The 25871-nt window shown below is 73.3% G+C and carries 25 protein-coding genes and 1 pseudogene; 11 read left to right on the top strand and 15 right to left on the bottom strand.

Annotation, left to right across the window (positions count from 1 at the left end):
- Nucleotides 1-8: 8 nt before the first annotated feature.
- Nucleotides 9-1868, bottom strand: a complete 1860-nt coding sequence (locus tag IE332_RS08705; protein WP_189914765.1) for a CocE/NonD family hydrolase — start codon at nt 1866-1868, stop codon at nt 9-11.
- 188 nt (nt 1869-2056) lie between these two features.
- Nucleotides 2057-3037 (bottom strand): motility-associated ABC transporter substrate-binding family protein, encoded by a 981-nt coding sequence (locus tag IE332_RS08700; RefSeq protein WP_189914763.1) that lies wholly within the window; start codon nt 3035-3037, stop codon nt 2057-2059.
- 236 nt (nt 3038-3273) lie between these two features.
- On the opposite strand from IE332_RS08700, the gene nicT reads away from it, so the two are divergent.
- Nucleotides 3274-4404 (top strand): Nickel transporter NicT, encoded by a 1131-nt coding sequence (gene nicT / locus IE332_RS08695; RefSeq protein ID WP_189914761.1) that lies wholly within the window; start codon nt 3274-3276, stop codon nt 4402-4404.
- A gap of 117 nt (nt 4405-4521) precedes the next feature.
- Here the strand turns inward: nicT and IE332_RS08690 are convergent, their stop codons facing one another.
- On the bottom strand, nt 4522-5460 hold the full coding sequence (locus IE332_RS08690) for an SGNH/GDSL hydrolase family protein (protein WP_189914759.1): 939 nt from the start codon (nt 5458-5460) through the stop codon (nt 4522-4524).
- A 335-nt stretch (nt 5461-5795) separates the two neighbouring features.
- Between IE332_RS08690 and IE332_RS08685 the strand changes: the two genes are divergently transcribed.
- The 4 genes from IE332_RS08685 (at nt 5796) to IE332_RS08670 (ending at nt 10336) form a co-directional block, all read left to right on the top strand.
- Nucleotides 5796-7451: an FAD-binding dehydrogenase gene (locus IE332_RS08685; RefSeq protein WP_189914757.1), complete on the top strand. Its 1656-nt coding sequence runs from the start codon at nt 5796-5798 to the stop codon at nt 7449-7451.
- Nucleotides 7452-7594: 143 nt separating this feature from the next.
- Nucleotides 7595-8035 carry a (2Fe-2S) ferredoxin domain-containing protein gene (locus tag IE332_RS08680; protein WP_229928446.1) on the top strand — a complete coding sequence of 147 codons (441 nt, stop codon included), beginning with the start codon at nt 7595-7597 and terminating at the stop codon, nt 8033-8035.
- A gap of 172 nt (nt 8036-8207) precedes the next feature.
- Nucleotides 8208-8459 carry a hypothetical protein gene (locus IE332_RS08675; RefSeq protein ID WP_189914755.1) on the top strand — a complete coding sequence of 84 codons (252 nt, stop codon included), beginning with the start codon at nt 8208-8210 and terminating at the stop codon, nt 8457-8459.
- 209 nt (nt 8460-8668) lie between these two features.
- Nucleotides 8669-10336: a purple acid phosphatase family protein gene (locus IE332_RS08670; RefSeq protein ID WP_189914753.1), complete on the top strand. Its 1668-nt coding sequence runs from the start codon at nt 8669-8671 to the stop codon at nt 10334-10336.
- 98 nt (nt 10337-10434) lie between these two features.
- Here the strand turns inward: IE332_RS08670 and IE332_RS08665 are convergent, their stop codons facing one another.
- Nucleotides 10435-10767 carry a YnfA family protein gene (locus IE332_RS08665; protein ID WP_189914751.1) on the bottom strand — a complete coding sequence of 111 codons (333 nt, stop codon included), beginning with the start codon at nt 10765-10767 and terminating at the stop codon, nt 10435-10437.
- A 59-nt stretch (nt 10768-10826) separates the two neighbouring features.
- Complete coding sequence (locus IE332_RS08660) at nt 10827-12041, bottom strand: pyridoxal phosphate-dependent aminotransferase (RefSeq protein ID WP_189914749.1); 1215 nt, start codon at nt 12039-12041, stop codon at nt 10827-10829.
- Between the two features lie 97 nt (nt 12042-12138).
- Here IE332_RS08660 and IE332_RS08655 point away from each other — a divergent pair.
- Both IE332_RS08655 and IE332_RS08650 read left to right on the top strand, forming a co-directional pair.
- Nucleotides 12139-12492: pseudogene (locus IE332_RS08655) on the top strand (winged helix-turn-helix transcriptional regulator); the annotation flags it as partial.
- Between the two features lie 293 nt (nt 12493-12785).
- Complete coding sequence (locus IE332_RS08650; RefSeq protein WP_189914745.1) at nt 12786-13571, top strand: SGNH/GDSL hydrolase family protein; 786 nt, start codon at nt 12786-12788, stop codon at nt 13569-13571.
- A 17-nt stretch (nt 13572-13588) separates the two neighbouring features.
- On the opposite strand, the gene IE332_RS08645 is transcribed toward IE332_RS08650, so the two are convergent.
- Nucleotides 13589-14248, bottom strand: a complete 660-nt coding sequence (locus IE332_RS08645) for a GNAT family N-acetyltransferase (RefSeq protein ID WP_189915327.1) — start codon at nt 14246-14248, stop codon at nt 13589-13591.
- A 131-nt stretch (nt 14249-14379) separates the two neighbouring features.
- On the opposite strand from IE332_RS08645, the gene IE332_RS41825 reads away from it, so the two are divergent.
- The gene (locus tag IE332_RS41825) at nt 14380-15336 is read left to right on the top strand and encodes a pentapeptide repeat-containing protein (protein ID WP_189914743.1); all 957 of its coding nucleotides are present in this window, start codon (nt 14380-14382) and stop codon (nt 15334-15336) included.
- A 25-nt stretch (nt 15337-15361) separates the two neighbouring features.
- Here the strand turns inward: IE332_RS41825 and IE332_RS08635 are convergent, their stop codons facing one another.
- The 4 genes from IE332_RS08635 to IE332_RS08620 all read right to left on the bottom strand — a co-directional run bounded on the left by IE332_RS08635 (nt 15362) and on the right by IE332_RS08620 (nt 17925).
- Nucleotides 15362-15922, bottom strand: a complete 561-nt coding sequence (locus IE332_RS08635; protein ID WP_373313687.1) for a DinB family protein — start codon at nt 15920-15922, stop codon at nt 15362-15364.
- A 110-nt stretch (nt 15923-16032) separates the two neighbouring features.
- A complete protein-coding gene (locus IE332_RS08630) occupies nt 16033-16767 on the bottom strand; it encodes a tyrosine-protein phosphatase (RefSeq protein ID WP_189914739.1) in 735 nt (244 codons plus the stop codon).
- Nucleotides 16768-16838: 71 nt separating this feature from the next.
- Entirely contained in the window at nt 16839-17480 is a 642-nt protein-coding gene (locus tag IE332_RS08625; protein WP_189914736.1) for a TetR/AcrR family transcriptional regulator, read from the bottom strand.
- 40 nt (nt 17481-17520) lie between these two features.
- Complete coding sequence (locus IE332_RS08620) at nt 17521-17925, bottom strand: RidA family protein (protein ID WP_189914734.1); 405 nt, start codon at nt 17923-17925, stop codon at nt 17521-17523.
- A 72-nt stretch (nt 17926-17997) separates the two neighbouring features.
- Here IE332_RS08620 and IE332_RS08615 point away from each other — a divergent pair, with 72 nt between their 5' ends.
- Nucleotides 17998-18909 (top strand): LysR family transcriptional regulator, encoded by a 912-nt coding sequence (locus tag IE332_RS08615; protein ID WP_189914732.1) that lies wholly within the window; start codon nt 17998-18000, stop codon nt 18907-18909.
- 13 nt (nt 18910-18922) lie between these two features.
- Here IE332_RS08615 and IE332_RS08610 read toward each other — a convergent pair whose 3' ends face one another.
- Entirely contained in the window at nt 18923-19822 is a 900-nt protein-coding gene (locus IE332_RS08610; protein WP_229928445.1) for an aminoglycoside phosphotransferase family protein, read from the bottom strand.
- Between the two features lie 74 nt (nt 19823-19896).
- Here IE332_RS08610 and IE332_RS08605 point away from each other — a divergent pair, with 74 nt between their 5' ends.
- Nucleotides 19897-20475, top strand: coding sequence for a hypothetical protein (locus IE332_RS08605; RefSeq protein ID WP_189914730.1), 579 nt, complete (start codon nt 19897-19899; stop codon nt 20473-20475).
- Here the strand turns inward: IE332_RS08605 and IE332_RS08600 are convergent.
- Nucleotides 20462-20854 carry a PPOX class F420-dependent oxidoreductase gene (locus tag IE332_RS08600; RefSeq protein ID WP_189914728.1) on the bottom strand — a complete coding sequence of 131 codons (393 nt, stop codon included), beginning with the start codon at nt 20852-20854 and terminating at the stop codon, nt 20462-20464. The genes IE332_RS08605 and IE332_RS08600 overlap by 14 nt on opposite strands.
- A 166-nt stretch (nt 20855-21020) precedes the next feature.
- Here IE332_RS08600 and IE332_RS08595 point away from each other — a divergent pair, with 166 nt between their 5' ends.
- Nucleotides 21021-23534 carry a Tex family protein gene (locus IE332_RS08595; protein ID WP_189914726.1) on the top strand — a complete coding sequence of 838 codons (2514 nt, stop codon included), beginning with the start codon at nt 21021-21023 and terminating at the stop codon, nt 23532-23534.
- Between the two features lie 64 nt (nt 23535-23598).
- Here the strand turns inward: IE332_RS08595 and IE332_RS08590 are convergent, their stop codons facing one another.
- From IE332_RS08590 to IE332_RS08580, 3 genes are all read right to left on the bottom strand, one after another.
- A complete protein-coding gene (locus tag IE332_RS08590; protein ID WP_189914724.1) occupies nt 23599-24027 on the bottom strand; it encodes an SHOCT domain-containing protein in 429 nt (142 codons plus the stop codon).
- A gap of 96 nt (nt 24028-24123) precedes the next feature.
- Nucleotides 24124-24708 carry an NUDIX hydrolase gene (locus IE332_RS08585; protein WP_189914722.1) on the bottom strand — a complete coding sequence of 195 codons (585 nt, stop codon included), beginning with the start codon at nt 24706-24708 and terminating at the stop codon, nt 24124-24126.
- Entirely contained in the window at nt 24705-25865 is a 1161-nt protein-coding gene (locus tag IE332_RS08580; RefSeq protein WP_189914720.1) for a type III polyketide synthase, read from the bottom strand. The genes IE332_RS08585 and IE332_RS08580 overlap by 4 nt, the downstream gene beginning before the upstream one ends.
- Between the last annotated feature and the right edge of the window lie 6 nt (nt 25866-25871).

Raw genomic sequence — 25871 nt, 5'->3', positions numbered from 1 at the left:
TGAATCTTTTAGGGGTTCTTCCGGGGCACCCGGTGCTGCCACTCGCGGGAGAACACCACCGATCCGGCCTCCAGCGCCCGCAGCTGCACGATGCTGAGGAAGTGCCCGGCGTCGCAGCGCAGTTGGGCGCGGGTCTGGAGGGTGACGTCCCAGCCGATGTCGGGGCGCTCCAGCCGTACGGTGTGGTCGGTGCGGGCCTGGGCGCTGAGCGGGGCGTCGGTGAGGACGCGGTAGGCGGTGACGGTGTGCTCGTCGCGGACCAGGCCGTCGGGGTGGGTGCGGGTGCCGTCGGTGGCGGGGGAGAGCTCGGTGCGCCACTCGTGGCGGCCGATGTCGTGGACGGTGAGGTGCTCGGGCCGGGCGGTGAGCGGCTCGGTGAGGTGGACGTCCAGAGGTTCGGGCAGCTCCGGGGGATCGAGGGTGACCGGTGCGGCGCCGACGTCGGCGGCGAGGTGGCGGACGGGCAGGCTCAGCACGGAGCGGGACGGGTCGAGGGCGTACCCGGAGGGGTCCGCCGGGGGCCACACCCACGGCCAGTAGACGGAGGAGAACGCCAGCCGCAGCCGGTGCCCGGTCGGTACGGTCCGGGCGCAGGCGGCCAGCTCCACCTCGGCGTCCGGCCCGTCGGCGACCAGGACGCCCCGGGTGACCAGCTCCGAGGTGCCGTCCGGGCCGACCGCGCAGAGCCGCACCGCCACCAGGGCGGCCGACCCGCCCTCGCCCAGCCGCAGCCGCAGCCGTACGGTCGGGGCGCCGAGCACTTCGACCGGCTCGGGCAGCGGCTGGGAGTCGAAGCAGACCGAGCGGCCGTCCTCCTCGCGCTGGTCGGGCGGCTGGTCGGCGGGGCGGCCCCGCTGGACGTGGGCGCCGGCGTTGAGGCCGGTGTGCTGCGGGGAGCGGACCCGGACGTAGCGGTCGTCGGAGGCGGTGCCGGCGGTGCGCAGCGGTCCGTCCAGGCCGTAGTGGATCTCGCGGACGTCGGGGGAGGGCCAGGCCTCGTCGCCGGTCCAGCGGGTGCTGATCCAACTGCGCAGGGCGGGCTCCCCGGCGGCGCCGGTGTCGACGCCGCGCAGCCAGTGGTCCCACCAGCGCAGGGTCTCGGGCAGGGCGTCCTCGGGCAGGCCGTGCGGCCAGGGGCCGATCAGGGCGCGGGCGGTGGGGTCCTCGGCGAGCAGGCGCAGCACGAAGGAGCAGGACGGGTCGCCCCAGCCGGCGATCGCGAGGGTGGGGACGGAGACCGGGACGCTGGTCTCGCCGGCGGCGATCCAGGTGTCGACGGGCGGCTCCAGGGACTCCAGGCGGGTCAGCCAGCGCTCGCGCCAGGCGTCGCCGACGTGGCGCGGGTCCGGGGGCAGGGCGGCGTCGGCGACCAGGGCGGTGAGCCGGGTGTGCAGGTCGGCGGCGAGGAGGGCGCCGCCGAGCCGGTGGCCGCCCTCGGGGCAGGCGGTGACCACGGCGCCGACGGTGTCCGGCACCCGGGCGGCCAGCCGCAGCGCGGTGGTGCCGGCCGCGCCGGCGCCGAGCAGGCCGACCCGCCCGCTCGACCAGGGGCGGCGGGCCAGCCAGTCGACGGCGGCGGCGCCGTCGGCGAGCTCCTGTTCGCCGCCGGGCTCGCCGGGAGTGCCGTCCGAGTTGCCGTGCCCGCGGGTGTCGACCCGCAGGGTGGCGTAGCCGTGGCCGGCGTACCAGGGGTGGCGGCGGGCGTCCTCGGCGGCGGTGCGGTCGCTGAGGCGGTCGCCGGAGTACTCCAGCAGTACCGGGACGGGTTCGTCGCCGACCGGCCGCCACAGCCGGGCGGCCAGCCGGGTGCCGTCGGGCAGCGGGACGTGGACGTCCTCGCGGGTGGTGCGGTAGGGGTACGACGGCATGGCCGCTCCCATCGGGTCCCGGGCCGGGTGGGCGCCGGCGGGCCTGCGGCGCGCGGTGCGTACGGGTGTCGTCCCGTACCCGCGCGCCGCGGGCGTCGGCATTCCGACCCTAGGGGAGGAACCGGCCGTTTTCCTGATGAAGGCCGCGCGGTGGGGCCGGGCGGTCACGTCCCCGCCCGGCCGGGCGGTCAGGCCTTGCTCAGCCAGGCGGTGGCGTTGAGGGCGAGGGCGGCGTCGGTGCCCGCCGGGTCGTCCCAGCCGTTGAAGAGGGTGTTGCCGGACTGGCCGGTGCCGTCGTCGATCGGGGAGCTGTCGCCCCAGACGGCGACCCGGCCGGAGCCGAAGGTGCTGGTGACGAAGAAGGCGCCGGTGTTGCCGCTGGAGCCGGTCCGGTAGACCAGGCCCTTGACCGAGGGGTTGTCGGCGGGCTTGAGGGTGAAGGTGGTGCCGTTGCGCAGGATCGAGCCGGTGACGGTGCCGAAGGGGCCGTGCAGCACCGGGTCGGTGGCGTCGTTGATCGCGCGCGGGTTGTCGGTGGTGATGTTGAGCAGGTCGACCGAGAAGCCGAAGGGGTCGTTGTTGTTCACCCCGTTGCTGGTCAGCAGGTCGTTGATGATCTTCGGCGAGTCCCAGCCGTCGTTGTTGCGGTCGCTGTTGACGTGGTCGGAGACGAGGAAGAGCCCGCCGCCGTTCTGGACGAACCGCATGACGGCGGTCTTCTCGCTCGCGCTCAGCCGGATGTTGGGCTCCGGGAGCACGAAGGTGTCGAAGTTGGCGAGGTCGAGCGCGCCGCCGGTGCCGTAGGTGATGGTGGAGCCGGCCGGGAGGGTCTTGAGGCTGTACTGGCCGGTCTTCTGCAGGGCGACGCCCCAGGCGGACAGCGCGCCGGTCCAGCTCTTATCGGTGGTGGGGGCGGGGTTCTGGGCGAGCGGGTCGGGCTGGCTGGTGCTGATGATCCAGTCGGCGTTGCCGGCGGTCTCGGCCTTGCTGTTGTCGAACAGCACCCGGTGCGGCGTGGCAGCGGCGGCGGTGGCCGTCGTGGCGGTGGCCGTCGAGGTGGCGGCGTTCGAGGTGGGGGCGGCGGTGGCGGCCGGGGCGAGGGTGGTGAGGCCGGCCGCGAGCAGCGCCGCGCCGGACAGGGCCGCGGCGGCTCGAATACGGATCGTCATGTGCCGTTCCTCCGTGGGGAGTCGAGGGTTTCGGCGCCAGGGTTTTCGCGCGTAGACGCGAGTATCCGCGCGTAGAGCGACCGGAGAAAGGCTCGGGAGGTGACGAGGTCCTGTACGGATCGTGGTGATCCAGGGGTGGGCGGAAACCGTTCCGTAATTGCGCATGACTTGCAACTGCGCGCGTCCAGGCGGAAAGATGGCCCAGCTCCGCCCGCCCCACCGAAAGGAACACGACGATGACCGCCCCTCGCTGGCGCGACCGGCTCACCCGTGAGGAGTGGATCCGCCTGGCCGGAATGGGCGGGTTCATCCTCGCGCTGCACGTCATCGGCTGGTTCACCCTGCTGGCGCTGGTCGCGCCCGAGCACTACACCGTCGGCGGCCAGGTGTTCGGCGCCGGCATGGGCCTGACCGCCTACACCCTCGGCATGCGGCATGCCTTCGACGCCGACCACATCGCCGCCATCGACAACACCACCCGCAAGCTGATGGGCCAGGGAAAGCGGCCGCTGTCGGTCGGCTTCTGGTTCTCGCTCGGGCACTCCTCGATCGTCTTCGGCCTCTGCGCGCTGCTGGCCTTCGGCATCCGCTCGCTGGCAGGCCAGGTGGAGTCCGACGACTCGACGCTGCACGAGATGACCGGCCTGATCGGCGTCACCGTCTCCGGCACCTTCCTGCTGCTGCTCGGCCTGATCAACCTGGGCGCCTTCAACGGCATCCTCAAGGTCTTCCGCCGGATGCGCGTGGGCGAGTACGACGAGGCCGAGCTGGAGCGCCAGCTGGAGCGGCGCGGGCTGATGAACCGCATCCTCGGCCGGGTGACCAGGGCCGTCACCAAGCCCTGGCACATGTACCCGGTGGGCCTGCTGTTCGGCCTGGGCTTCGACACCGCCACCGAGGTGTCCCTGCTGGTGCTGGCGGGCGGCGCGGCGGCGTTCTCGCTGCCCTGGTACGCGCTGCTCACGCTGCCGATCCTGTTCGCGGCCGGGATGAGCCTGCTGGACACCATCGACGGCTCGTTCATGAACTTCGCCTACGAGTGGGCGTTCTCCAAGCCGGTCCGCAAGATCTACTACAACCTGACCGTCACCGGGCTGTCGGTGCTGGTCGCGCTGGTCATCGGCTCGATCGAGCTGATCGGCCTGCTCGGCGAGAAGCTGGACATCACCAGCGGGCCGATCGCCTGGGTCGGCGGGCTGGACCTCAACTTCGTCGGCTACGCGATCGTCGGACTGTTCGTGCTCACCTGGGCGGCGGCGATCGCGTACTGGAAGTTCGGCAACGTCGAGGAGAAGTGGTCGGCCGGGCTGGCCGCCGCCTCCGCTCCGGCCGCCGCCTCCGTCGCCGCCTCGGCCGAAGCCGAGTAGCGGCTAACGGCGGAGCCGAGGGGCCGGTGACCGGGGTCTGGTCACCGGCCCCTCGGGGCTCTCCGGGGCCGTTCGCCGCAAGACGCGCGCCCTCGGTGCGGGCCCCTCGGCGCGGGCCTACCGCAGCGCGGCGAGCACCGCGTCCGCCATCACCTTCTCGCCGGTGGCGTTCGGGTGGAACGGCACCGCGGGCGAGCCGGGCAGCGCGCCCTCGATCCAGCGGTCGTCCGAGCAGACGTCGTGGCCGACCGTCGGCGTCGCGGTGTCCACGTAGGTCGCGCCGTTCGCCGCCGCCGTGGACTTCAGGGCGGCGTTCAGCTTGTTGAGCACGCCGTACATGTACTCGACGTCGCCCGGTGTCACCGGCTGGCGCAGGACGCAGGTCGAGCCGTCGGCGGGCAGGACGGACGGGTAGCCGACCAGCAGCACCTTGGCGTTGGGCGCCTTGGCGTGGATCTGCCGGAGCGTGCCGGCGATCTGCGGGGCGATCGTGCCGGTGATCCGCTCGGCCAGGTCGTCGGTGCCGTACTGCCAGGACCAGGTGCTCCAGTCCCAGTAGCCGTGGTGGTAGACGTCCTTGCAGGGCGTGCCCAGCGGGTTGACCACCGCGCCGGCGACGCAGGTGGCGACCAGTTCGCCGAGGCCGAGGTCGCTGGCCGCGAGGTCGTTGCCGCCGATCCCGAGGGTGACCAGGTCGGTGTCGCCGGTCAGCGCGTCGAACTGCGGGTCGTTGACCTTGATGAAGGCGTCGTACTGGGACTGCGTCATGTGCTTGACCTTGGCGGCGGCGCAGGTCACGTCGGTGTAGGCGCCGGCCTTCAGGGCGGCGGCGACCAGGTGGCCGTAGTTGCGGTCGGAGCGCAGGCAGAGGCCGGCCGACTGGCCGGGCACGCCGGCGCCGGCGGCGTAGGAGTCGCCGAGCGCCACGTAGTGCTTCGGGGCGGGCGTGGCGGCCTGGGCGCTCGTGGAGGTGAGTGCCAGGGCGGCGCCGAGGGCGACCGCGGCGAGCGCGGTGGAATTGCGGAGGTGCCGGGAATTCCGGGCAGGGCGGAGCACGGTTCCTCCTGGGGGAGAGAAACGACGGGTGGGGGTCGTACCGAGCCGGGCCGCAGCTACCAGCAGGTAAGTTACCGCCAGGTTACGTGGCCGTCCATGGTTCGCGGGGAAATTCCCGAAATTCCGTCAGATGGTGTCCGGTGACATTTCGAATTTCGCTCCACCGTGTATCGAAGACATTTCCGAAACGGTGTGGAGCGGAATTCGCGTCGCTGTTCGTCACCTTCCGGTCCACCGGCGGTTGACCGGGCGTCACCACAGGCCGCACTATCGGCGCACAGCGACGGCCGGTCCGCGGGCCCGCCGCCACCGCGAGCCGCGACGGAGGACTGCGCATGGCCCTGGACGTCGACGTCATCGTCATCGGAGCGGGACTCGCCGGCCTCGCCGCCACCGCCGAACTCGCCGACGCCGGACGGAAGGTGATCCTGCTCGACCAGGAGCCGGCGGCCTCGCTCGGCGGGCAGGCGCACTGGTCCTTCGGCGGCCTCTTCCTGGTCGACTCGCCCGAGCAGCGCCGGATGCGGATCCGCGACTCGCACGCCCTCGCCTGGCAGGACTGGCTCGGCACCGCCGGCTTCGACCGGCCCGAGGACGACTGGCCGCGCCGCTGGGCCGAGGCGTACGTGGACTTCGCGGCCGGCGAGAAGCGGGCCTGGCTGCACGGGATGGGCGTGCGGCTCTTCCCGGTGGTCGGCTGGGCCGAGCGCGGCGGCTTCCTCGCCGACGGGCCCGGCAACTCGGTGCCGCGCTTCCACATCACCTGGGGCACCGGGCCGGGCCTGCTGGCGCCCTTCGTCCGCCGGGTCCGGGAGGCCGCCGCGCGCGGGCTGGTCGACCTGCGCTTCCGGCACCGGGTCACCGGGCTGTCCGCCACCGCCGGCGCCGTCGACACCGTCACCGGCGAGGTGCTGGAGCCGAGCCCGGCCGCCCGGGGCGAGGCCAGCTCCCGCGAGGTCGCCGGGCGCTTCGACCTGCGCGCCCAGGCCGTGGTCGTCACCTCCGGCGGCATCGGCGGCAACCACGACCTGGTCCGCAAGGCCTGGCCGGCCCGGCTCGGCACCCCGCCCGCCAAGCTGCTCTCCGGCGTGCCCGCGCACGTGGACGGCCTGATGCTGGACGTCGCCGGCGCGGCCGGGGCCGGTCTGATCAACGGCGACCGGATGTGGCACTACACCGAGGGCATCGAGAACTGGGACCCGATCTGGGCCCGGCACGGCATCCGGATCCTGCCCGGCCCGTCCTCGCTCTGGCTGGACGCGCGCGGCCGGCGGCTGCCCGTCCCGCTGTTCCCCGGCTTCGACACCCTCGGCACGCTCGAACACATCATGTCCACCGGCCACGAGTACACCTGGTTCGTGCTCAACCAGCGGATCATCGAGAAGGAGTTCACCCTCTCCGGCTCCGAGCAGAACCCCGACCTGACCGGGAAGTCCGTGCGCGGCGTGCTCGGCCGCGCCCTGCCCGGCGCCCCCGGCCCGGTCCTGGGCCACCTGCGGCACGGGCGGGACTTCGTCACGGCGGGCAACCTCGCCGACCTCGCCCGGGGCATGAACGCCAGGACCCGCGAGCCGCTGATCGACCCGGACGAGCTGCGCCGCACCGTCGAGGACCGTGACCGCCAGCTGGCCAACCCCTTCGCCAAGGACCTCCAGGTCACCGCCATCCACGGCGCCCGCCGCTACCTCGGCGACCGGCTCGTCCGCACCGCCGCCCCGCACCGGATCCTCGACCCGGGCGCCGCCCCGCTGATCGCCGTCCGGCTCAACATCCTGACCCGCAAGTCACTGGGCGGACTGCACACCGACCTGTCCGCCCGGGTGCTGCGGCCGGACGGTGAGGTGCTCCCGGGGCTGTACGCGGCGGGCGAGGCCGCGGGCTTCGGCGGCGGGGGCATGCACGGCTACCGCTCGCTGGAGGGCACCTTCCTGGGCGGCTGCCTGTTCTCCGGCCGTACGGCGGGCCGGGCCGCGGCCTCGGCGGTGGGGTAGCGGGGGCCGGGGTCCGGGGTCCGGGGCCTGTCCGGGCCCTGGTGGACGCCCCCTGACCGGCGGGTACAGTGCGGGTGCGGAGCGGCTGCGGAGCGCACCGCCGACACCGCTGACACCGCCGACCACCAGGGGGACCAGGACCGATGAGCCGCCGAGACCGCGACCGCGACGGCGCCCGGGAGCAGGACCGGAAGCAGGACCGGAAGCGGGGCGCGGCCTCCCCGGTGACCGTCACCGTCTGCCGCGGCTGCTGCTGCGGCACCGAGGCGAAGCACCCCGGGGTGGACCACGCGGGCCAGTACGAGCGGCTGCGGACGGCGGTGGGTCCGGCGGGGCGGGTCCGGGCCGTCAAGTGCCTGGACGTGTGCAGCCAGTCCAACGTGGTGGTGGTCGGCCCCTCCGCCGAGGGCCGGGCCGCGGGCGGGCGTCCGGTCTGGCTCGGCTTCGTGCTGATGGACGAGATGATCGACGACATAGCCGCCTGGGTGCGCGCGGGCGGCCCCGGCCTGGCCGATCCGCCCGGCCTGCTCGACCTCCAGCTGATCTCGGTCTCCCGCCGGGTCCGCGAGGGCCTGGCGGAGTAGCGGCCGCCACCGGACGTCCGGGCGGCCCGTCGCGGTCCGACGGACCCGGCCGGAATGGTCCCCGACCGGAATGACTGACTGATCGTCAGATCGCCGTCCCGGGGTGGTCCGGCGGCCCGCACCACTACCATGACCGGTGGCGCCGAGCGGTTCCGCGCGAGGGAGGAAGACGATGACGACGGTCTGCCGCATCTGCGCGGGCACCGGCCGGACCGCCGGCCTCAGCTGCCGGACCTGCCAGGGCACCGGCACCACCGAGGTGGGCGGCGGGGGCGGCAACTGCTTCCTGTGCGACGGCACCGGGGTGTACGTCCGCTACCGGGTGGACGCGGGCGGCGCCAAGCACGCCTACCGGGACGAGATCTGCCGTACCTGCGACGGCACCGGCAACCGGGCCCCCACGCAGTGGGACGAACCCTCCTGACCCTCCGGCGGGTCACCCTCCCGGGGAGGATCCGCCGACACCCACTCAACCGACGTGGCTGGTGAGGGCCATGATCCCGGGTCGGTTCGACGCGGACATGCCCCTTTACCGAACCATGGTCGAACATTGGCGTTCGAATGGGGGACACGCTGCGGCCCGTTCACCGCGCGTCCGTGTCCGCTCCACACACCGCTGACAGAGTCCCGCGCATGGATATCCCCAACATGGGCGTGCCGGCCAAGCTTGCCGACCGCATGAGCATGGCCGAGCAGCACGAGTACCTGCGGGCCCGCTTCTCCCGCCGCCGGATGCTGCGCGCCGGTGCCGTGACCGTCGGTGCCGTCGCCGTCGGCGGTGCCCTGGGCAGCGGCACCGCGTTCGCGGCGCCGGCCGGCCCGCAGCTGCTGACGGGCGGCACGACGGACGGCATCGACGGCGCGCTGGTCGCGCCGGTCGGCCGCCACCTCCAGTTCGGCCCCGAGCCGGACACCCAGTTCCGCGTCTCCTGGCAGGTCCCGGCGCCGGTCAGGAAGCCGTTCCTGCGCTTCGGCAAGACCCCGTGGGAGCTCAGCCACAAGGTCCAGGCCGAGGTCCGCGCCCTGCACACCCCCGCGCTGACCCCGACCGGCCAGCCTGTGGACCAGTACTACCTGCACGTGGCGCTGGAGGACCTGCACCCCGACACCACCTACTACTACGGTGTCGGCCACGAGGGCTTCGACCCCGCCTCGCAGCAGCAGATCTCCACCCTGCACACCTTCCGCACCGCGCCGTCCCGCGACCACCGCTGGGGCAAGGTGTACGAGCCGTTCACCTTCACCGCCTTCGGCGACCAGGGCGTCAGCGCGCACGCGGCGGGCAACGACCACATCATCAAGGCCCAGAAGCCGGCCTTCCACCTGCACGCCGGCGACATCTGCTACGCCGACCCGGCCGGCTCCGGCACCGACCCGGACAAGTCCGTCTTCAACGCGAAGACCTGGGACGACTTCCTGGTGCAGACCGAGACCGTCGCCGCCGAGATCCCGTGGATGGTCGCCTACGGCAACCACGACATCGAGGCCTGGTACTCGCCCAACGGCTACGGCGGCGAGAACTCCCGCTTCTTCCTGCCGAACAACGGCCCGGACCCGCGCAACGTCCCCGGCGTCTACACCTTCCGCTACAAGAACGTCGGCGTCATCTCCCTGGACGCCAACGACGTCTCCTACGAGATCCCGGCCAACCTCGGCCTCTCGGCGGGCAAGCAGACCAAGTGGCTGGAGCGCACCCTCAAGGACCTGCGCAACGACGAGACCATCGACTTCGTCGTGGTCTTCTTCCACCACTGCGCCTTCTCCACCACCGTCGCGCACGCCTCCGAGGGCGGCGTCCGCGAGGCCTGGGTGCCGCTGTTCGAGAAGTACCGGGTGGACCTGGTCATCAACGGCCACAACCACATCTACGAGCGCACCGACGCCATCCTGGGCAACAAGGTCTCGAAGCAGGTGCCGAGCGGCGCCACCATCGAGCCCGAGAAGGACGGCGTGGTCTACGTGACCGCGGGCGCCGCCGGCCGCAGCCTGTACAAGTTCGACGTGCCGGACACCTACGAGGGGCACGAGAACCACCAGGACGAGGTCAAGACCTACTACTGGAGCAAGGGCCGGGTGAAGACCCCCGAGACCATCCAGTGGTCGCGGGTGCGCTACACCGGCTACTCCTTCATCAAGGTCGACGTCACCCCGGCCCACCTGGGCCAGAAGTCGGTCATGAAGGTCACCGCGCTGGCCGAGGACGGCACGCAGATCGACAACTACTCGATCCTGCGCAAGGTCGGCGAGGGCTGGGACTCCAACCGCGACGACGACGGCGAGGGCGGCGGCTGGGGCTGGTAGTCCCCGAAGTCCCGTAGCTGGCCCCGGCGTCGAGGGAGGACCTCAGCGCCGGGGCCCGTACATGAGGACCTCAGCGCCGGGGCCCGTACATGAGGACCTCAGCGCCGGGGCCCGTACATGATCACGGCGACCCCGGCCAGGCAGACCAGCGCGCCCGCCACGTCGTAGCGGGTCGGCCGGAAGCCGTCCACGGCCATGCCCCAGAGCAGCGAGCCGGCCACGAACACCCCGCCGTACGCGGCCAGCACCCGGCCGAAGTCCGCGTCCGGCTGCAGCGCCGCGACGAAGCCGTACGCGCCGAGCGCCACCACCCCGATCCCGGCCAGCCACCAGGGCCGTTGCTCGCGCACGCTCTGCCAGACCAGCCAGCAGCCGCCGATCTCGGCGAGCGCGGCGAGGGCGAACAGGGCGATCGAGCGCAGGACGGTCATGACCGGTGAGCGTACGTGCTGTCGGCTCCGGCGGCGCCCGTCAGCTCCGGCGTTACCCGTCAGCTCTGGCGGTACGTCGCCAGGAAGCGGCCGATCCGGTTGACGGCCGTCTCCAGGTCGTCGGTGCGGGGCAGGGTGACGAAGCGGAAGTGGTCCGGGCGGGGCCAGTTGAAGCCGGTGCCCTGGACGACGTGGATCTTCTCGCGCAGCAGCAGGTCCAGCACGAACCGCTCGTCGTCGACGATCCGGTGCACCGCCGGGTCCAGCTTGGCGAAGGCGTACAGGGCGCCCTTGGGCTTGACGCAGCTGACGCCGGGGATCTCGTTCAGGGCCCGGACCGCGACGTCGCGCTGCTCGGTGAGCCGGCCGTTGGGCAGCACCAGGTCGTTGATGGACTGGTGGCCGCCGAGCGCGGCCTGGACGGCGTACTGGGCGGGCACGTTGGGGCACAGCCGCATGCCGGAGAGCATGGTGAGGCCCTCCAGGTAGTCGGAGGCGTGCTGCTTGGGACCGGAGACGACCAGCCAGCCGCTCCGGAAGCCCGCCACCCGGTAGGCCTTGGAGAGGCCGTTGAAGGTGAGGGTGAGCACGTCCTCGGCGAGGGCGGCCAGGCAGTGGTGCTCGGTGCCGTCGTAGAGGATCTTGTCGTAGATCTCGTCGGCCAGGACCATCAGCTGGTGGCGGCGGGCCAGGTCGAGGATGCCCTCCAGCAGTTCCTTCGGGTAGACCGCGCCGGTGGGGTTGTTGGGGTTGATGACCACGATCGCCTTGGTGCGGGCGGTGATCTTGGCGGCGATGTCGTCGAGGTCCGGGTACCACTCCGCCTCCTCGTCGCACAGGTAGTGCACGGCCTTGCCGCCGGCCAGCCGGACCACGGCCGTCCAGAGCGGGTAGTCCGGCATCGGCACGAGCACCTCGTCGCCGTCGTCCACCAGCGCGGTGACGGCCATCTGGATCAGCTCGGAGACGCCGTTGCCGAGGTAGACGTCGTTGACGTCGACGCCCTGGACCCCGCGCTGCTGGTAGTACTGCACCACCGCGCGGCGGGCCGGCAGGATGCCGCGCGAGTCGCTGTAGCCGTGCGCCTTGGGCAGGTTGCGGATGATGTCCTGGATGATCTCCTCGGGCGCCTCGAAGCCGAACGGTGCCGGGTTGCCGGTGTTCAGCCGCAGCACGGTGTGCCCGGCCTCCTCCAGGGCGTTGGCCTGGTCGACCACCGGGCCGCGGATCTCGTAGCACACGTCATTCAGCTTGCTGGACTGCCGAAACTCCACCTGAGGCCTCCCGACCGTCACCACCGCATCGTTGCTTCTGCTTTGTTCTACCAAGTAGGCACTTGGAAAGTCCAACCTTTTGGCTATGCTGATCCACATGTCACGCCGAAGCTACGACCAGTACTGCGCCGTCGCCCGCGCCCTGGACGCGGTGGGGGAGCGCTGGAGCCTCCTGATCGTCCGTGAACTCCTCGGCGGCCCGCGCCGCTACACCGACCTGCACGCCGACCTGCCCGGCGTCTCCACCGACATCTTGGCCGCCCGGCTCAAGCAGCTGGAGGGCGAAGGGCTGGCCACCCGACGACGGCTGGAACGGCCGGCCAGCGCGACGGTCTACGAGCTGACCGGGCGCGGACGCGAACTGCGGCCGGTCATCGAGGCGCTGGGGGCGTGGGGCCTGCCCGCCCTCGGCGAGCAGCGGCCCACGGACGCCGTGCGCGAGCACTGGTTCACGCCCCGGGCGGCGGAGGCCGGGGCGGAGGTCGGGGTCGTCGCGGGCTGAACGCCGACGGGCGGTCGCCCGGGTGGGGCGGCGGCAAGGCCCCCGTCGCCGGCCGCCGCCCCGTGGCCCCAGGGTGGCGCGGGCCGATAAACGAACGCTCGGCGTGCGTTGAGCGCCCAGGTCCGGGGCCCGCACTCAGGTCCGGGGCCCGCGCCCAGGTCCGGGCCTCGTGCCGGGGGCGTACGGGCCCACGCGTACGATCGTCGGACCGCGAAGCGTCCCTGGAGAGCGGAGGCCAGTCCGTGCCCACCACCTACCGCAGCTACGCCGACTACGTCGCCATCGGTGACTCCTTCACCGAGGGCATGTGCGACGACCTGCTGCCCGACGGCCACTACCGCGGCTGGGCCGACCGGGTCGCCTCGGCGCTGGCGGCGGAGCGCACGGACGGCGACTTCCGGTACGCCAACCTCGCCGTCCGCGGCAAGCTCATCGGCCAGATCCACGACGAGCAGCTCGCCCCCGCCGCCGCGCTGGGCGCCGGGCTCGTCACCCTGGCCGGCGGCCTCAACGACGTGCTGCGCCCCGGCTGCGACATCGACCGGGTCGAGCGGCTGCTCGGCGACTGCGTCCGGGACCTGCGCGCCACCGGCGCCACCGTCGTCCTGTTCACCAGCACCGACCCCACCCGCAGGATGGCCGGCAGTGCCCGGCTGCTGCCCACCATCCTGCGGATGAAGGCCTTCGTGCAGGAACTCGGCCGACAGGACGGCATCGCCGTGGTCGACCTCTTCTCCGCCCCCTGCTTCGACGACCGCCGGCTCTGGGCCGAGGACCGGCTGCACCTCTCGCCGGAGGGCCACCGGCGGGTCGCCGAGGGCGTGCTGGAGGCGCTCGGCCGCCCCGCCTCCTTCGACTGGCGCGCCCCGCTGCCCGTCGCCGCCCCGCCCGGCCGCGCCGAGCGCCTGCGCGCCGACGCCCGCTGGCTGCGCACCCACCTCGGCCCGTGGATCGGCCGGCGCCTGACCGGCCGCTCCTCCGGTGACGGCCGCCCGCCGAAGCGGGCCGAGCTGCTGCCGTACGCCTAGTCGGCGGCCGGCTCCGGTTACGGCTGCGGCTGCGGCTCCGGCTCCAGGACCAGGCTGGCCATCGGGGCGTGGGTGGTCCAGCCGAGCGCCGTGTAGAGCGCCTGTCCGTCCGGCGTGCCGACCAGCACGCCGGTGCGCGCGCCCCGCTCGTACGCGGCGGACTGCAGCGTGCGCATCACCAGGCCGCCCAGGCCCCGGCGGCGGAACCCGGGCACGGTGGTGATCTGGTCCGGGACGGCCACCGGGCCCGCCAGGCCCGCCTGGCCGCGCGCCGCCAGGTGCCCGGCCCCGGTGCGCACCAGCGCCCGGAGCACCCCGCCCCGCTCCCAGGTGGTCACGGTGAAGCCCGCCGGCGGCTCGGGCCGCTCGGGGCCGAGCGGGGTGCTCATCAGGAAGCCCGGCGCGTCCAGTCGCCACCGCGGGCCCAGCCAGGGGCGCACGACGGTGTCCTCGGCGAACAGCTTCAGCCAGGTGTGCGGCGCGGTGGTGTTCTCGGCGATCTTGCGGACCTCGGCCTCGGTCGGCTCGGGCAGCACGTGCCGGCCCACCTCGCCGGCGGGCGCGCCGACGTCGATGGACCAGCCCCAGGGCTGGTCCACCGGCTCGGCGGAGCCGCGCGAGACCGCCCAGCCCGAGATCCACATCCGGACGAGTTCCCTGGTGCCCGGCTCCTGCATGCTGTCCACCCCGCATTGTGTGTAATGGTCACTCTTGCGATAAGAACCTTACAGGCGTGGAGGGTGCTCTGCCCAGTAGGATTCCTGGGTTCACGGCGCCGCCCCGGCGCCCGGCTGGAAGGACCCCGGACGTGCGCGAGACCGAGTCGCCGCAGGACCCCAAGGCGGCCGCGCCGACCTCGCTCGAGTCCGACTGCGGCAACTGCTTCGGGCTCTGCTGCGTGGCCCTGCCCTTCTCGGCCGGCACCGACTTCGCCGAGAACAAGCGGGCCGGCAACCCCTGCCACAACCTGCGGACCGACTTCACCTGCGGCATCCACGCGCGACTGCGCGAGAGCGGCTTCCAGGGCTGCACCGTCTACGAGTGCTTCGGCGCCGGACAGCGGATCTCCCAGGTGACCTTCGGCGGCCGCAGCTGGCGCGAGGAGCCGGACACCGCCGGGCCGATGTTCGACATCTTCCCGATCGTGCGGCAGCTGCACGAACTCCTCCGCTACCTCACCGAGGCGCTCACCTTCGAGCCCGCCCGGCCGGTCCACGCCGAGCTGCGGCAGGCCCTGGAGGAGACCGACCGGCTGGCCGGCGGCACCCCCGAGGAAGTCCTCGCCCTCGACGTCCCGGCCCACCGGCAGCGGGTCAGCGACCTCCTGCTGCGGGCCGGCGAACTCGTCCGGGCCGCCGTACCCGGCCGCCCCGAACACCGCGGCGGCGACTTCTTCGGCGCCCGCCTGCGCGGCGCCGACCTGCGGGGCGCCAACCTGCGCGGGGCGATGCTGGTGGCCGCCGACCTCTCCGGCGCCGACCTCCGGCTGGCCGACCTCATCGGCGCCGACCTGCGCGACACCAACCTGGCCGGCGCCGACCTCAGCACCGCCCTCTACCTCACCCAGTCCCAGCTGCACGCCGCCCGCGGCGACGCCGGCACCCGCCTCCCGGCCGGCCTCACCCGCCCCGCCCACTGGCCCACCACGACGGCCCCGACGGTCGCCCCGACGGGCAAGCCGCGCACCGGGGCCGGGAGCAGGGCCGGGAGCAGGTCCGGGACCGGCAAGGGGGGCACCAACCCGGCCCGGGGGCGTCGCCGCTGACGTCCGCCGCCGGCCGGGGCCTCGGTCACTGGCCGACGCGTCCGTCGACGCACTCGCGCAGCAGGTCGGCGTGGCCGCAGTGCCGGGCGTACTCCTCGACCCGGTGCACCAGCAGCTCCCGGATCGCGATCCGGTCCGGGCCGACCCGTTCGCCCAGGTCGGGGAACCCGGCCAGCGTGGCGTCGGTCGCGGCCTGCTCGCGCGCCAGGTCGCGGAACGAGGCCTCCACCACGGACTGTTCGGCCACCGCACCGTCGAAGTCGGCGTCCCGTCGGCCGTACAGCTTGGGCAGCGGCTCGCCCTCTGTGATCCAGTTGCGCCAGTCCCGTTCGACCTCGGCGAGGTGCCGGACCAGCCCGAGCAGCGACATCGTCGACGGCGGGACGGAGCGGCGGGCCAGCTGTTCGGCGTCCAGGCCCTCGCACTTCATCCGCAGGGTCAGCCGGAAGTTCGTCAGGCAGTCCTCCAGCGCCCCGAGTTCGCCGTCCGGGCTCGGCCCTTCGTTGTTGCGGGGGTCGCCGTCGGGGTCGGCCCACATGTCGGGGTGGACGGTCGCCTCGGTCCATCGCGTGGGTTGCTCGGTCATACCGCGCATGGTCGTTGACGACCGGCCCTTCCCGCCACCGGGTTGTCGCCGGGGGAGTGGCGCGTGGGAAGTCGGCCGGGCCGACTCCCCACGCGAGCGGCCGGGGCGGCTCAGCCGGTCAACAGCCGGGCGCGGAGGCCGGCGATCCGGTCGCGGTCGAGGCCGAGGGTGCCGGTGAGGTAGCCGTCGACCGAGCCGTGGCGGGCGGCGAGGTCGGCGAGGGTGAGGCGGATGACGGCCTCCGGGGCGCGGCCGTAGCCGGGCCAGCGCAGGGTGCGGCCGGGGTGGGCGGCGTGCCACTCGGCGACGAGGTGCGGGGTGGCGAGTTCGGTGAGGGCGAAGTCGGCGGCGATGTCGTCCTCGGCGACGCCGAGCAGGGTGTGCAGCAGGGCGGCGATGAGCCCGGTGCGGTCCTTGCCGGAGGCGCAGTGGAAGACCACCGGGGCCTCGGCGGCCGCGATCACGTCCAGGACCTGGCGGATCTCCTTCACCCCGTCCTCGGCGACCTCGGCGAAGCGGTCGGCGAGGTGGCGCCAGGGGTCGAGCTCCGGGTCGATCTCGGCCTGGTCGTACGGGCGGTGCTCGATCGAGAGGTTGTGGTACTCCAGCCCGTCGATCTCGGGTACCCGGCCCTTGGCGGCGATCTCCCAGGGGTAGCGCAGGTCGATCACGGTCCGGATGCCGAGGCTCCGGAGCTTGTCGAGGTCGGCGGGCGAGGTGAGCTTGCCGAGCGAGTCGGAGCGGTAGACCAGGCCCCACCGTACGGAACGTCCCCCGGCGGCCGGGTAGCCGCCCAGGTCGCGGAAGTTGTGCAAGGCCTCGAAGCTGTGGTGACGGGTTGTCATGATCTTTACTCTAATCAGCCGTTCAGCCGTTCAGCTGCTCAGCTGCTCAGCTGCGGGGCCAGCCCGGCAGCTCAGCCGCCGGCGGGCCCTCCGTAGCCGTGGGCGAGGAGGTCGAAGGCGCGGGTGGCGTCGCCGACGGCCTCGGCGTGCAGGTCGTCCGCGGTGCGGCCGTCGTCCTGGATGCGGTGCCAGTTGTGCAGGGCGAGGACCCGCTGGGTGGCGGTGACCTGGGCGGCGAGCAGCCGGGCGGTGAGTTCGCGGGGTTCGGGGAGGTCGGGGGCTTCGCGCAGGGCGTCGGCCAGGGAGGCTTCGGCGCGGGCCACGTACTCGCCGACCCGGGCGGCCAGGCTGGGGGTGCCGTAGACGAGGGCGGTGAAGGCGAGCACGGCGGGGTGGTCGTTGAGGCCGGTGACGGGGTCGCGCCGGGTGAGGCCGGTCAGGAAGTCGCGGAGCAGGGCGTCCAGCACCGGTTCGCCGGCGAGCCGGCCGCGGACGACGTCGGCCGCCTGGTCCTGGTGGTCGGCGAAGCGGTGGACGACCAGGTCCTCCTTGCTGGGGAAGTAGGAGAACAGCGTCGGCTTGGAGACCTCGGCGGCCGCCGCGACGTCCGCCACCGACACCTGGTCGAAGCCGCGCTCCAGGAAGAGGGTGATGGCCGCTTCGGAGATGGCCCGCCGGGTCTGTTCCTTCTTGCGCTCGCGCAGTCCAGTCATGGGGTCCAGGCTAGCAGGAACCTTGACCGGGGAAGGTTTTTTACTCGGTATTCGTGCGGCTGGTCCGGCGCCGGGCGGTGACCTCGATCTCGATCCTCATCCGGGGATCGGCGAGCCCGCACATCTGCATGGTGGCGGCCGGCCGGACCTCGCCGAAGCAGCGGCGCAGGACCGGCCAGCAGGGCTCGAAGTCCGCGCGGTCCGGCAGCAGGTAGCGCACCCGCACCACGTCGGCGAAGCCGCAGTCCGCCTCGGCCAGCGCGGTCGCGATGTTGCGCAGGCACTGCTCGGCCTGCTCCACCACGTCGGCGGAGATGGTCATCGCGGTGTAGTCGAAGCCGGTCGTCCCGGACACGTGGACCCAGTCGCCGTCCACCACGGCACGGGCGTAGCCGATCTGCTCCTCGAAGGTCGAACCGCTGAGGATGGCGCGTCGTTCTGTCATGCCGGGAACGCTAGGTGGCCTGCGGGGATACGTCCAACACTTCCCGTGCGACGGTCTGATATCCCTGGAGATATGGAACGCCCCGAACTCCCCCTGCCGCAGCTGCACGCCTTCGTCGTGCTCGCCGAGGAGCTGCACTTCGGCCACGCCGCCGCCCGGCTGGGCATCGCCCAGCCGCCGCTGAGCCAGCAGATCCGGCGGCTGGAGGACAAGGTCGGCCACCCGCTGTTCCGCCGCGACCCGGGCGGCGCCGCGCTGACCCCGGCCGGCCGCGAACTCCTGCCCGCCGCCCGGCGGGCGCTGACCGACCTCGCGGACGCGCTGGCCGCCGCCCGCGCCGTCGGCAGCGGCGAGGCCGGCCGGCTGCGGATCGGGTTCTCCGCCTCCCTCGCGCTGACCGTGCTGCCCGGCCTGCTGGACACCTTCCGGCAGCGCAGCCCCGCCGTGCGCCTGGACGTGCGCGAGATGACCAGCGCCCCGCAGGTCGCCGCGCTGCTGGAGCGGACCGTCGACGTCGGCCTGCTGCGCGAACCCCCGGCGGACGAGCCGCGGCTGCGCTTCCGCACCGTCCTCACCGAGCCGTTCGTCGCGGTGCTGCCGGCGCACCACCCGCTGGCGGGCCGGCGGACCGTACGGCTCGAACGGCTGGCGGACGAGCCCTTCGTGCTGCTGCCCCGGGAGGAGGGGCCGCAGCTGTACGACCGGATCACCGGGCTGTGCGCCGGGGCGGGCTTCACCCCGGCGATCGCCCAGCACGCGGTGGAGTGGCAGACGGTGTGCGCGCTGGTCGGGGCCGGTCTGGGCGTCTCCCTGGCCCCGGAGAGCATCCGGCGGATCCGCCTGCGCGGCGTCGCCTTCCGGCGGATCGAGCCCGGCACCGCGCGGACCCGGGTCGCCGTGGCCTGGCGCGCCGACGACCCCGACCCCCTGGTGCACCGCCTGCTGGAGGCCGTCGGCGACGGACACCCGGCGTGGAACGGCTAGACGCTGCGGTCGGTCAGACGCTGCGGTCGGCGAGCACCTCGCGGACGACGTGGCGGGCGTTGGCGGTCAGGGCCTGGTCGGTGTGCCGGTAGTACGGGATCGTCACCAGCGCGATGGAGAAGGCCCAGGCGCGGCCGCGGGCCCACATGGCGTCGTCGGCGCCGAGGGCGGCGCGGTAGGTGGGGCGGGCGGCGGCGGGCAGCAGGTTCCAGGCGGCGATCAGGTCGGCGGTCGGGTCCCCGACGCCCATCAGGGCGAAGTCGATGACGGCGGCGAGCCGGCCGGTCCGGGTGAGCAGCAGGTTGCCGGGGGTGAGGTCGCCGTGCGTCCAGACCGGGGGGCCGGCGTAGTCGGGCAGGCGGAGCGCCTTGTCCCACAGGGCGGTGGCCGCGGCGGTGTCGATCGATCCGGTGAGCTGGGCGATGGCCGCGCGGGTGGCGCCGTCCCGGGAGGCGAGCGGGGCGCTGCGGCGGCCGGCCGGGGCGTCGGCCGGGTCGGCGGCGCGCAGGGCGTTGACGAAGCCGGCCAGGTCGCGGGCGAGTCCGGCGGGCGCGGCCAGGACGCCGACGGCCGGGTTGACGCCGTCGAGCCAGCGCAGCACCGACCATTCCCACGGGTAGCCCGCGGCGGGCCGGCCGAGCGCGAGCGGGGCGGGGACGGGCAGTGGCAGCCGCGGTGCGAGCCGGGGCAGCCACTGGTGCTCGCGGCGGACGTCCCCGGCGGCCCACTCCACCCGGGGCAGTCTGACGGCGAGTTCGGGCCCGAGCCGGAACATCGCGTTGTCCGCCCCGGCGGGGCCGACCGGGGTGATCGGAAGGCGCTCCCACTGCGGGAACTGGGCGGAGATCAGACGTCTCACCAGGGCCGCGTCGACCACCGGCTCGTCGGGGTGCATCCGGGTGGCAGCGCACATGCCCGGCAGCGTACAGCGCCGATCGTTTTCGTTCAGCCGTATTCCCCAACTGCGCGGACTTATAGGCTGACGGCATGGTGATCGGTCAGCAGACGGCGGGAGAACGCCGGGCCCTGCGTGCGGCCCTGGGCGTGCTGGCGCTGCTCGTCCTGCTCGGCGCGGTCGGGCGGTACGGCGAGCGCCAGGGCGGTCTGCTGGTGCTGCGCGACTGGTTCGACCGGCCGCTGCTGCTGGGCACCGTCGCGCTGCCGGTGCTGCTGGTGGTGCTCTACTGCGTCACCTGGCGGGCCTGGATCCGGGTGGTCCTGGGCGTCGGCGTGCTGCTGACGGCCGCGGCGACGGTGCCGCTGTGGATCTTCCTCGACGCCCCGCGGTCCATCGCGACGCGGCCGGCACCCGACCGCCCCGACCGGCGGATCGTCCGGCAGGAGCAGCCCGGGATGCTCGACGTCGCCCAGTGGGTCTTCGTCGACCAGGGCAACGGCCTGACCACCCGCCGCTGGCAGCTCGCCTTCGCGGACTTCCGGTACGGCGACACGGTCGACGCCGCCTGGGACGGCCCGGACCGGGTCAGGCTGACCTACGGCGGCCGGACGACGGTGATCGGCCTGGCCGCCGACGGCCGGCCCGACGGCTCGCTCACGCTGGGGTGACCCGCACCCCGACCGTGCCGCCCTTGCCGAAGCGCAGCACGTTCGCCGTCAGCGCGATCGCGCACAGCAGCCCGTACTTGCGCCGGAGCAGCTTGCGGTAGGCGGGCGCCCGGTCCGGGTCGAGCACGGCGGTGGCCGGGACCTGCGCCCCCAGCAGGTTGCCGCGGATGTCGCTGGGGCCGACCAGCACGTCCGAACGGTTGCGCAGGCGCTTGACCTTGCCGGTCTTGGTGACTGTGGTGAAGACCAGCGCGTCACCGTCCCGCGCGACCCAGACCGGGGTGGCCACCGCAGTGCCGTTCCTCCGGTAGGTGGTGAACAGCAGGTACTTGGCGGCGGCGAGCCGCTCCAACTCGGCGGCGGCATCCAGAGTGTCCATGCCCGCCAGCCTAGGGAGCGGCAACTGGGCATCGCTTGAGCCTTCTTGGGGCCGCGGACCGGCACGCCACGCCCGGCGGTCCCGGGTGCGGCCGGGCGCCGTCGTCGGCACCTGCCAGAATGCAGGGCGTACGGCGAAAGCACTGAAGGAGAAGGTGACCGGCTTCGTGACCACGCCAGTCGAACAGGTGGCCCGCCAGGCCCAGCAGGCGATCGAACGCAAGATCGCCGAGGAACTGGGCGTCCGCGAGGGGCAGGTGAAGGCTGCCGTCGACCTGCTCGACGGCGGCGCGACCGTGCCCTTCGTGGCCCGCTACCGCAAGGAGGTCACCGGCTCCCTCGACGACGCCCAGCTGCGTGCCCTGGAGGAACGGCTCCGCTACCTGCGGGAGCTGGAGGAGCGCAGGGCGGCCGTCCTGGAGTCGATCGAGTCCCAGGGCAAGCTGGACGACGCGCTGCGCGCCCGGGTGCTGGCCGCCGACTCCAAGGCCCGCCTGGAGGACATCTACCTGCCGTTCAAGCCGAAGCGGCGCACCAAGGCGCAGATCGCCCGCGAGGCCGGGCTGGAGCCGCTGGCGGACACCCTGCTCGCCGACCCCTCCCAGGACCCGGCGGCGCTGGCCGGCCGGTACCTCAACGAGTCGGTGGCGGACGCCCCGGCGGCCCTGGAGGGCGCCCGGGCGATCCTGGTCGAGCGCTTCGGCGAGGACGCCGACCTGGTCGGCTCGCTGCGCGAGCGGATGTGGACCCGCGGCCGGGTGGTCGCCACCGTCCGCGACGGAAAGGAGCAGGACGGCGCCAAGTTCGCCGACTACTTCGACTTCGCGGAGCCGTACACCAAGCTCCCCTCGCACCGCATCCTGGCGATGCTGCGCGGCGAGAAGGAGGAGGTGCTCGACCTCGAACTCTCGCCCTACGACGGCGAGTCGGAGGGCGACCTGCCCGGGGAGAACGACTACGAGCGGCGGATCTCGGCCCGCTTCGGCATCGCCGACCGCGGCCGCCCGGCCGACAAGTGGCTGGGCGACACCGTCCGCTGGGCCTGGCGCACCCGGATCCTGGTCCGGCTCGGCATCGACCTGCGCTCCCGGCTGCGCGCCGAGGCGGAGGACGAGGCGGTGCGCGTCTTCGCCGCCAACCTGCGCGACCTGCTGCTCGCCGCCCCGGCCGGCACCCGCGCCACCATGGGCCTGGACCCGGGCTTCCGCACCGGGGTGAAGGTCGCGGTGGTGGACGCCACCGGCAAGGTCGTCGCGTACGACACGATCTACCCGCACCAGCCCGCCAACAAGTGGGACGCGGCCCTGCACACCCTGGCCGCGCTGGCGAAGAAGCACGACGTCGACCTGGTGGCGATCGGCAACGGCACCGCCTCGCGGGAGACCGACAAGCTCGCCGAGGACCTGCTCAAGCTCCACCCCGAGCTGAAGCTCACCAAGGCGATGGTCAGCGAGGCCGGCGCCTCGGTCTACTCGGCCTCCGCGTTCGCCTCGCAGGAACTGCCGGAGCTGGACGTGTCGATCCGCGGTGCGGTGTCCATCGCCCGGCGGCTGCAGGACCCGCTGGCCGAACTGGTCAAGATCGACCCCAAGTCGATCGGCGTCGGCCAGTACCAGCACGACCTGAGCGAGGTGAAGCTCTCCCGCTCGCTGGACGCCGTGGTCGAGGACTGCGTCAACGCCGTCGGCGTGGACGTCAACACCGCCTCGGCGCCGCTGCTCACCCGGGTCTCCGGGATCACCGGCACGCTCGCCGACAACATCGTCGCCCACCGCGACGCCAACGGCCCGTTCCGCACCCGCAAGCAGCTCAAGGACGTCTCCCGGCTCGGCCCCAAGGCCTTCGAGCAGTGCGCCGGCTTCCTGCGCATCCCCGACGGCACGGACCCGCTGGACGCCTCCGGCGTGCACCCCGAGGCCTACCCGGTGGTGCGCCGCATCCTCGCCGCGGCCGGCGGGGAGCTGCGCGAGCTGATCGGCAGCGGCGAGCGGCTGCGCGCCCTGCGACCGGCGGACTTCGCCGACGACACCTTCGGCGTCCCGACCGTCACCGACATCCTCGGCGAGCTGGACAAGCCCGGCCGCGACCCGCGCCCGGCGTTCCGCACGGCCGTCTTCAAGGAGGGCGTCGACAAGATCGGCGACCTGGAGGTCGGCATGGTGCTGGAGGGCGTGGTCACCAATGTGGCGGCCTTCGGCGCCTTCGTGGACGTGGGCGTCCACCAGGACGGGCTGGTGCACGTCTCGGCGCTGTCGCGGACCTTCGTCAAGGACCCGCGCGAGGTGGTCAAGCCGGGCGACATCGTGAAGGTCCGGGTGGTCTCGGTGGACGTGCCGCGCAAGCGGATCGGGCTCACCCTGCGGCTGGACGACGAGGTCGGGCGCGAGCGCGGCGACCGGGGCGGCGACCGCGGCGACCGGGGCGACCGGGGCGACCGGCAGGCCCGCCCGCCGCGCCAGGAGCGGCGCGGCGGCGGCGGTCAGGGCGGTCAGGGTGGTCAGGGTGGTCAGGGTGGTCAGGGCGGTGGTCAGGGCGCCCGTGGTGGCCAGGACCGGCGTGACCGGGGCGGCTCCGGCGGCGCGGCCGCGCCGGCCAACAGCGCCATGGCGGACGCGCTGCGCCGGGCCGGCCTGACCGGCGGCGACGGCGGCTCGGGCGACCGGCGCTCCGGGCGGCGCTGACCGGGCACCGACGTACGGCGGGGCCGGTGGACGTGGTGTCCACCGGCCCCGCGACCGTCCGTCCTCAGACCAGGAGCTTGTCCTTGGCCTTCTGGTACTCCTCGTCGGAGATGGCGCCCCGCTCCTTGAGGTCCGCCAGTCTCGCCAGGTCGTCGACGTGGCTGCGGCCGCCGCCACCGGTGTCCGCCCCGGACCCGGCCGCGTCCCGGATGTAGGCCTTGACCGCGGCCTCGGTCTGCTGGGCCTGCTCGACGTCGCGCTTGCCCATCGACTGCCCGCGGGCGATCAGGTACGCGAGGACGCCGATCAGCGGCAGGATGATCACCAGGACCAGCCAGCCGGCCTTGCCCCAGCCGCTGAGGTCATGGCTGCGGAAGATGTCCGTGATGATCTTGAACAGCAGGAAGAACCAGAGGATCCAGAGGAACAGCTCCAGCATCGTCCAGAAGATGTTGAGTACCGGGTAGTCCACGGCCAGCAGTTTGGTCTCCATGGCCGAGTCATATCACCGTAAAACGGACACCGCTCTCCGCTGTTCGGCCGATCCAGTGGTCTTCCGGCTCGATGGGAATAACCCGACCGGCAGGCCTCAGCCCAGTCCGGCCCGGCGCCGCAGCTCCACGGCCAGCTCGATCAGCTCGCCCCACCAGGCGTCGTGCCCGGTCAGCAGCAGCCGTCGCGCCTCGTCGGCCGGGACCGCCCGCACCTCGACCACCTGCTCGCCGTCCGCCGGGTTGGTCGGCGAGGAGTCCAGCACGACCTCGCCCCAGCCCCACAGCCAGGCCTTCTCCGGGTGCGGCTGCCACGGCCGGTACGGCACCGGGTCGTCGGTCCGGCACCGGTGCGCGCCCAGCCAGCCGGGCTCACCCAGCAGCCGGGCGCCCGCCTCCTCGCGCAGCTCGCGCTCCAGGCAGACGGCGACGCTCTCGTCGCGCTCCCGGGTGCCGCCGGGCAGGAACCAGTGGTCCCGGTCGTCCCGGCAGAGCACCACCTCGCCGTCGGCGAAGCCGACCAGGTGGATGTTGGTCACCAGGTCGTCCGGCGGCAGCTCGGTGGAGAACTGCGCGTCGTACCGTCCCCAGCTCCAGTACTGCGGCGCGTGCAACGCCGGGAAGCGGGCGGCGAGTTCGGCGGCTCTGGCAGAAGTGTCGGTGCGCTCCGTGGTGTCGGTCATTCGGTGATCGTAGTGCCGGCCGGGAAACGGCGGGGGACGGTCGGATGGACGAGGGCGATGTCGGAAGTGGAGATGGCGCGAGGCCGTCGAGGGCGCAGCACGTCGGTCGGCGCGCCGACCCAACTCCCCAGCGAGATCTCGGCGGTGATACCCGGACCGAAGCCCGCGATCAGTCCGGTGGTGCCCTCGGTCACGCCGCCGTCGGCGAACAGCCGGGCGAGGGCGTCGAAGACGACGGCACTGGCGATGTTGCCCCGCTCGGTGAGCGTCGCGCGGCTGTAGCGGAAGGTGGTCGGCTCCAGATTGAGGAAGCGGCAGAGGTCGTCCAGGATCCGCGGGCCGCCGGCGTGCACGATGTAGAAGCCGAGCCCGGAGACGTCCCAGCCGTGCTCGCCGGCCAGTCCGCGCAGCGCGGGCGCGAGCATCTCCATCGTGCCGGGCACCCGCTTGTCCAGCTGGAAGTGGAAGCCGGTGTCCCGCACCCCGTACGAGATCCAGTTCTCGGTACCCGGGACGAGGTGCGAGCCGTTGCGCTCGATCTGCACCCCGCGCCCGCCCTGCCCGCGCATCACCACGGCGGCCACCGCGTCGCCGAACAGGCCGTTGGAGAGCAGCGAGCCGACGCCGAGGTCGGTCGGCTGGTAGCAGAGCGAGCAGAACTCGCAGGAGACGATCAGCACGTTGGCGCCCGGGTAGGCGCGGCAGAAGTCGTGCGCGCGGTTGACGGCGGCGCCGCCGGCCGCGCAGCCGAGCTGGGCGATCGGCACCTGGCGGGTGTCGGAGCGGAACCCCATGGTGTTGATCAGCCAGGCGGTCATCGACGGCATCATGAAGCCGGTGCAGGACACGTAGACCATCAGGTCGATGTCCCGGGCGGTCAACTCGGCGTGCGCGAGGGCGCGTTCGATCACCTCGGGGACGCGGAGCTTGGCCTCGCGCTCGTACACCTCGTTGCGGACGGTGAGGCCCGGGTGGGTGAGGGTCCGCTCGATCGGCTGGACCAGGTGCCGGGTGCGCACCCCGGTGTTCTCGATCAGCCGCAGGGCCAGGCCGAGTTGGGGGTGGCCGGCGTGCAGGGTGCGGGCCAGGTCGAGGGTCTCGTCGAGGGTGATGACGTGTTCGGGCACGGCGATGGCGGGGCGGCAGAGTGTTGCCATGGGTGT

Origin of the sequence: Kitasatospora xanthocidica, from assembly GCF_014656195.1 — a bacterium.
Classification (GTDB): domain Bacteria; phylum Actinomycetota; class Actinomycetes; order Streptomycetales; family Streptomycetaceae; genus Kitasatospora; species Kitasatospora xanthocidica.
This window is presented reverse-complemented; position numbering and strand designations above follow the sequence as displayed.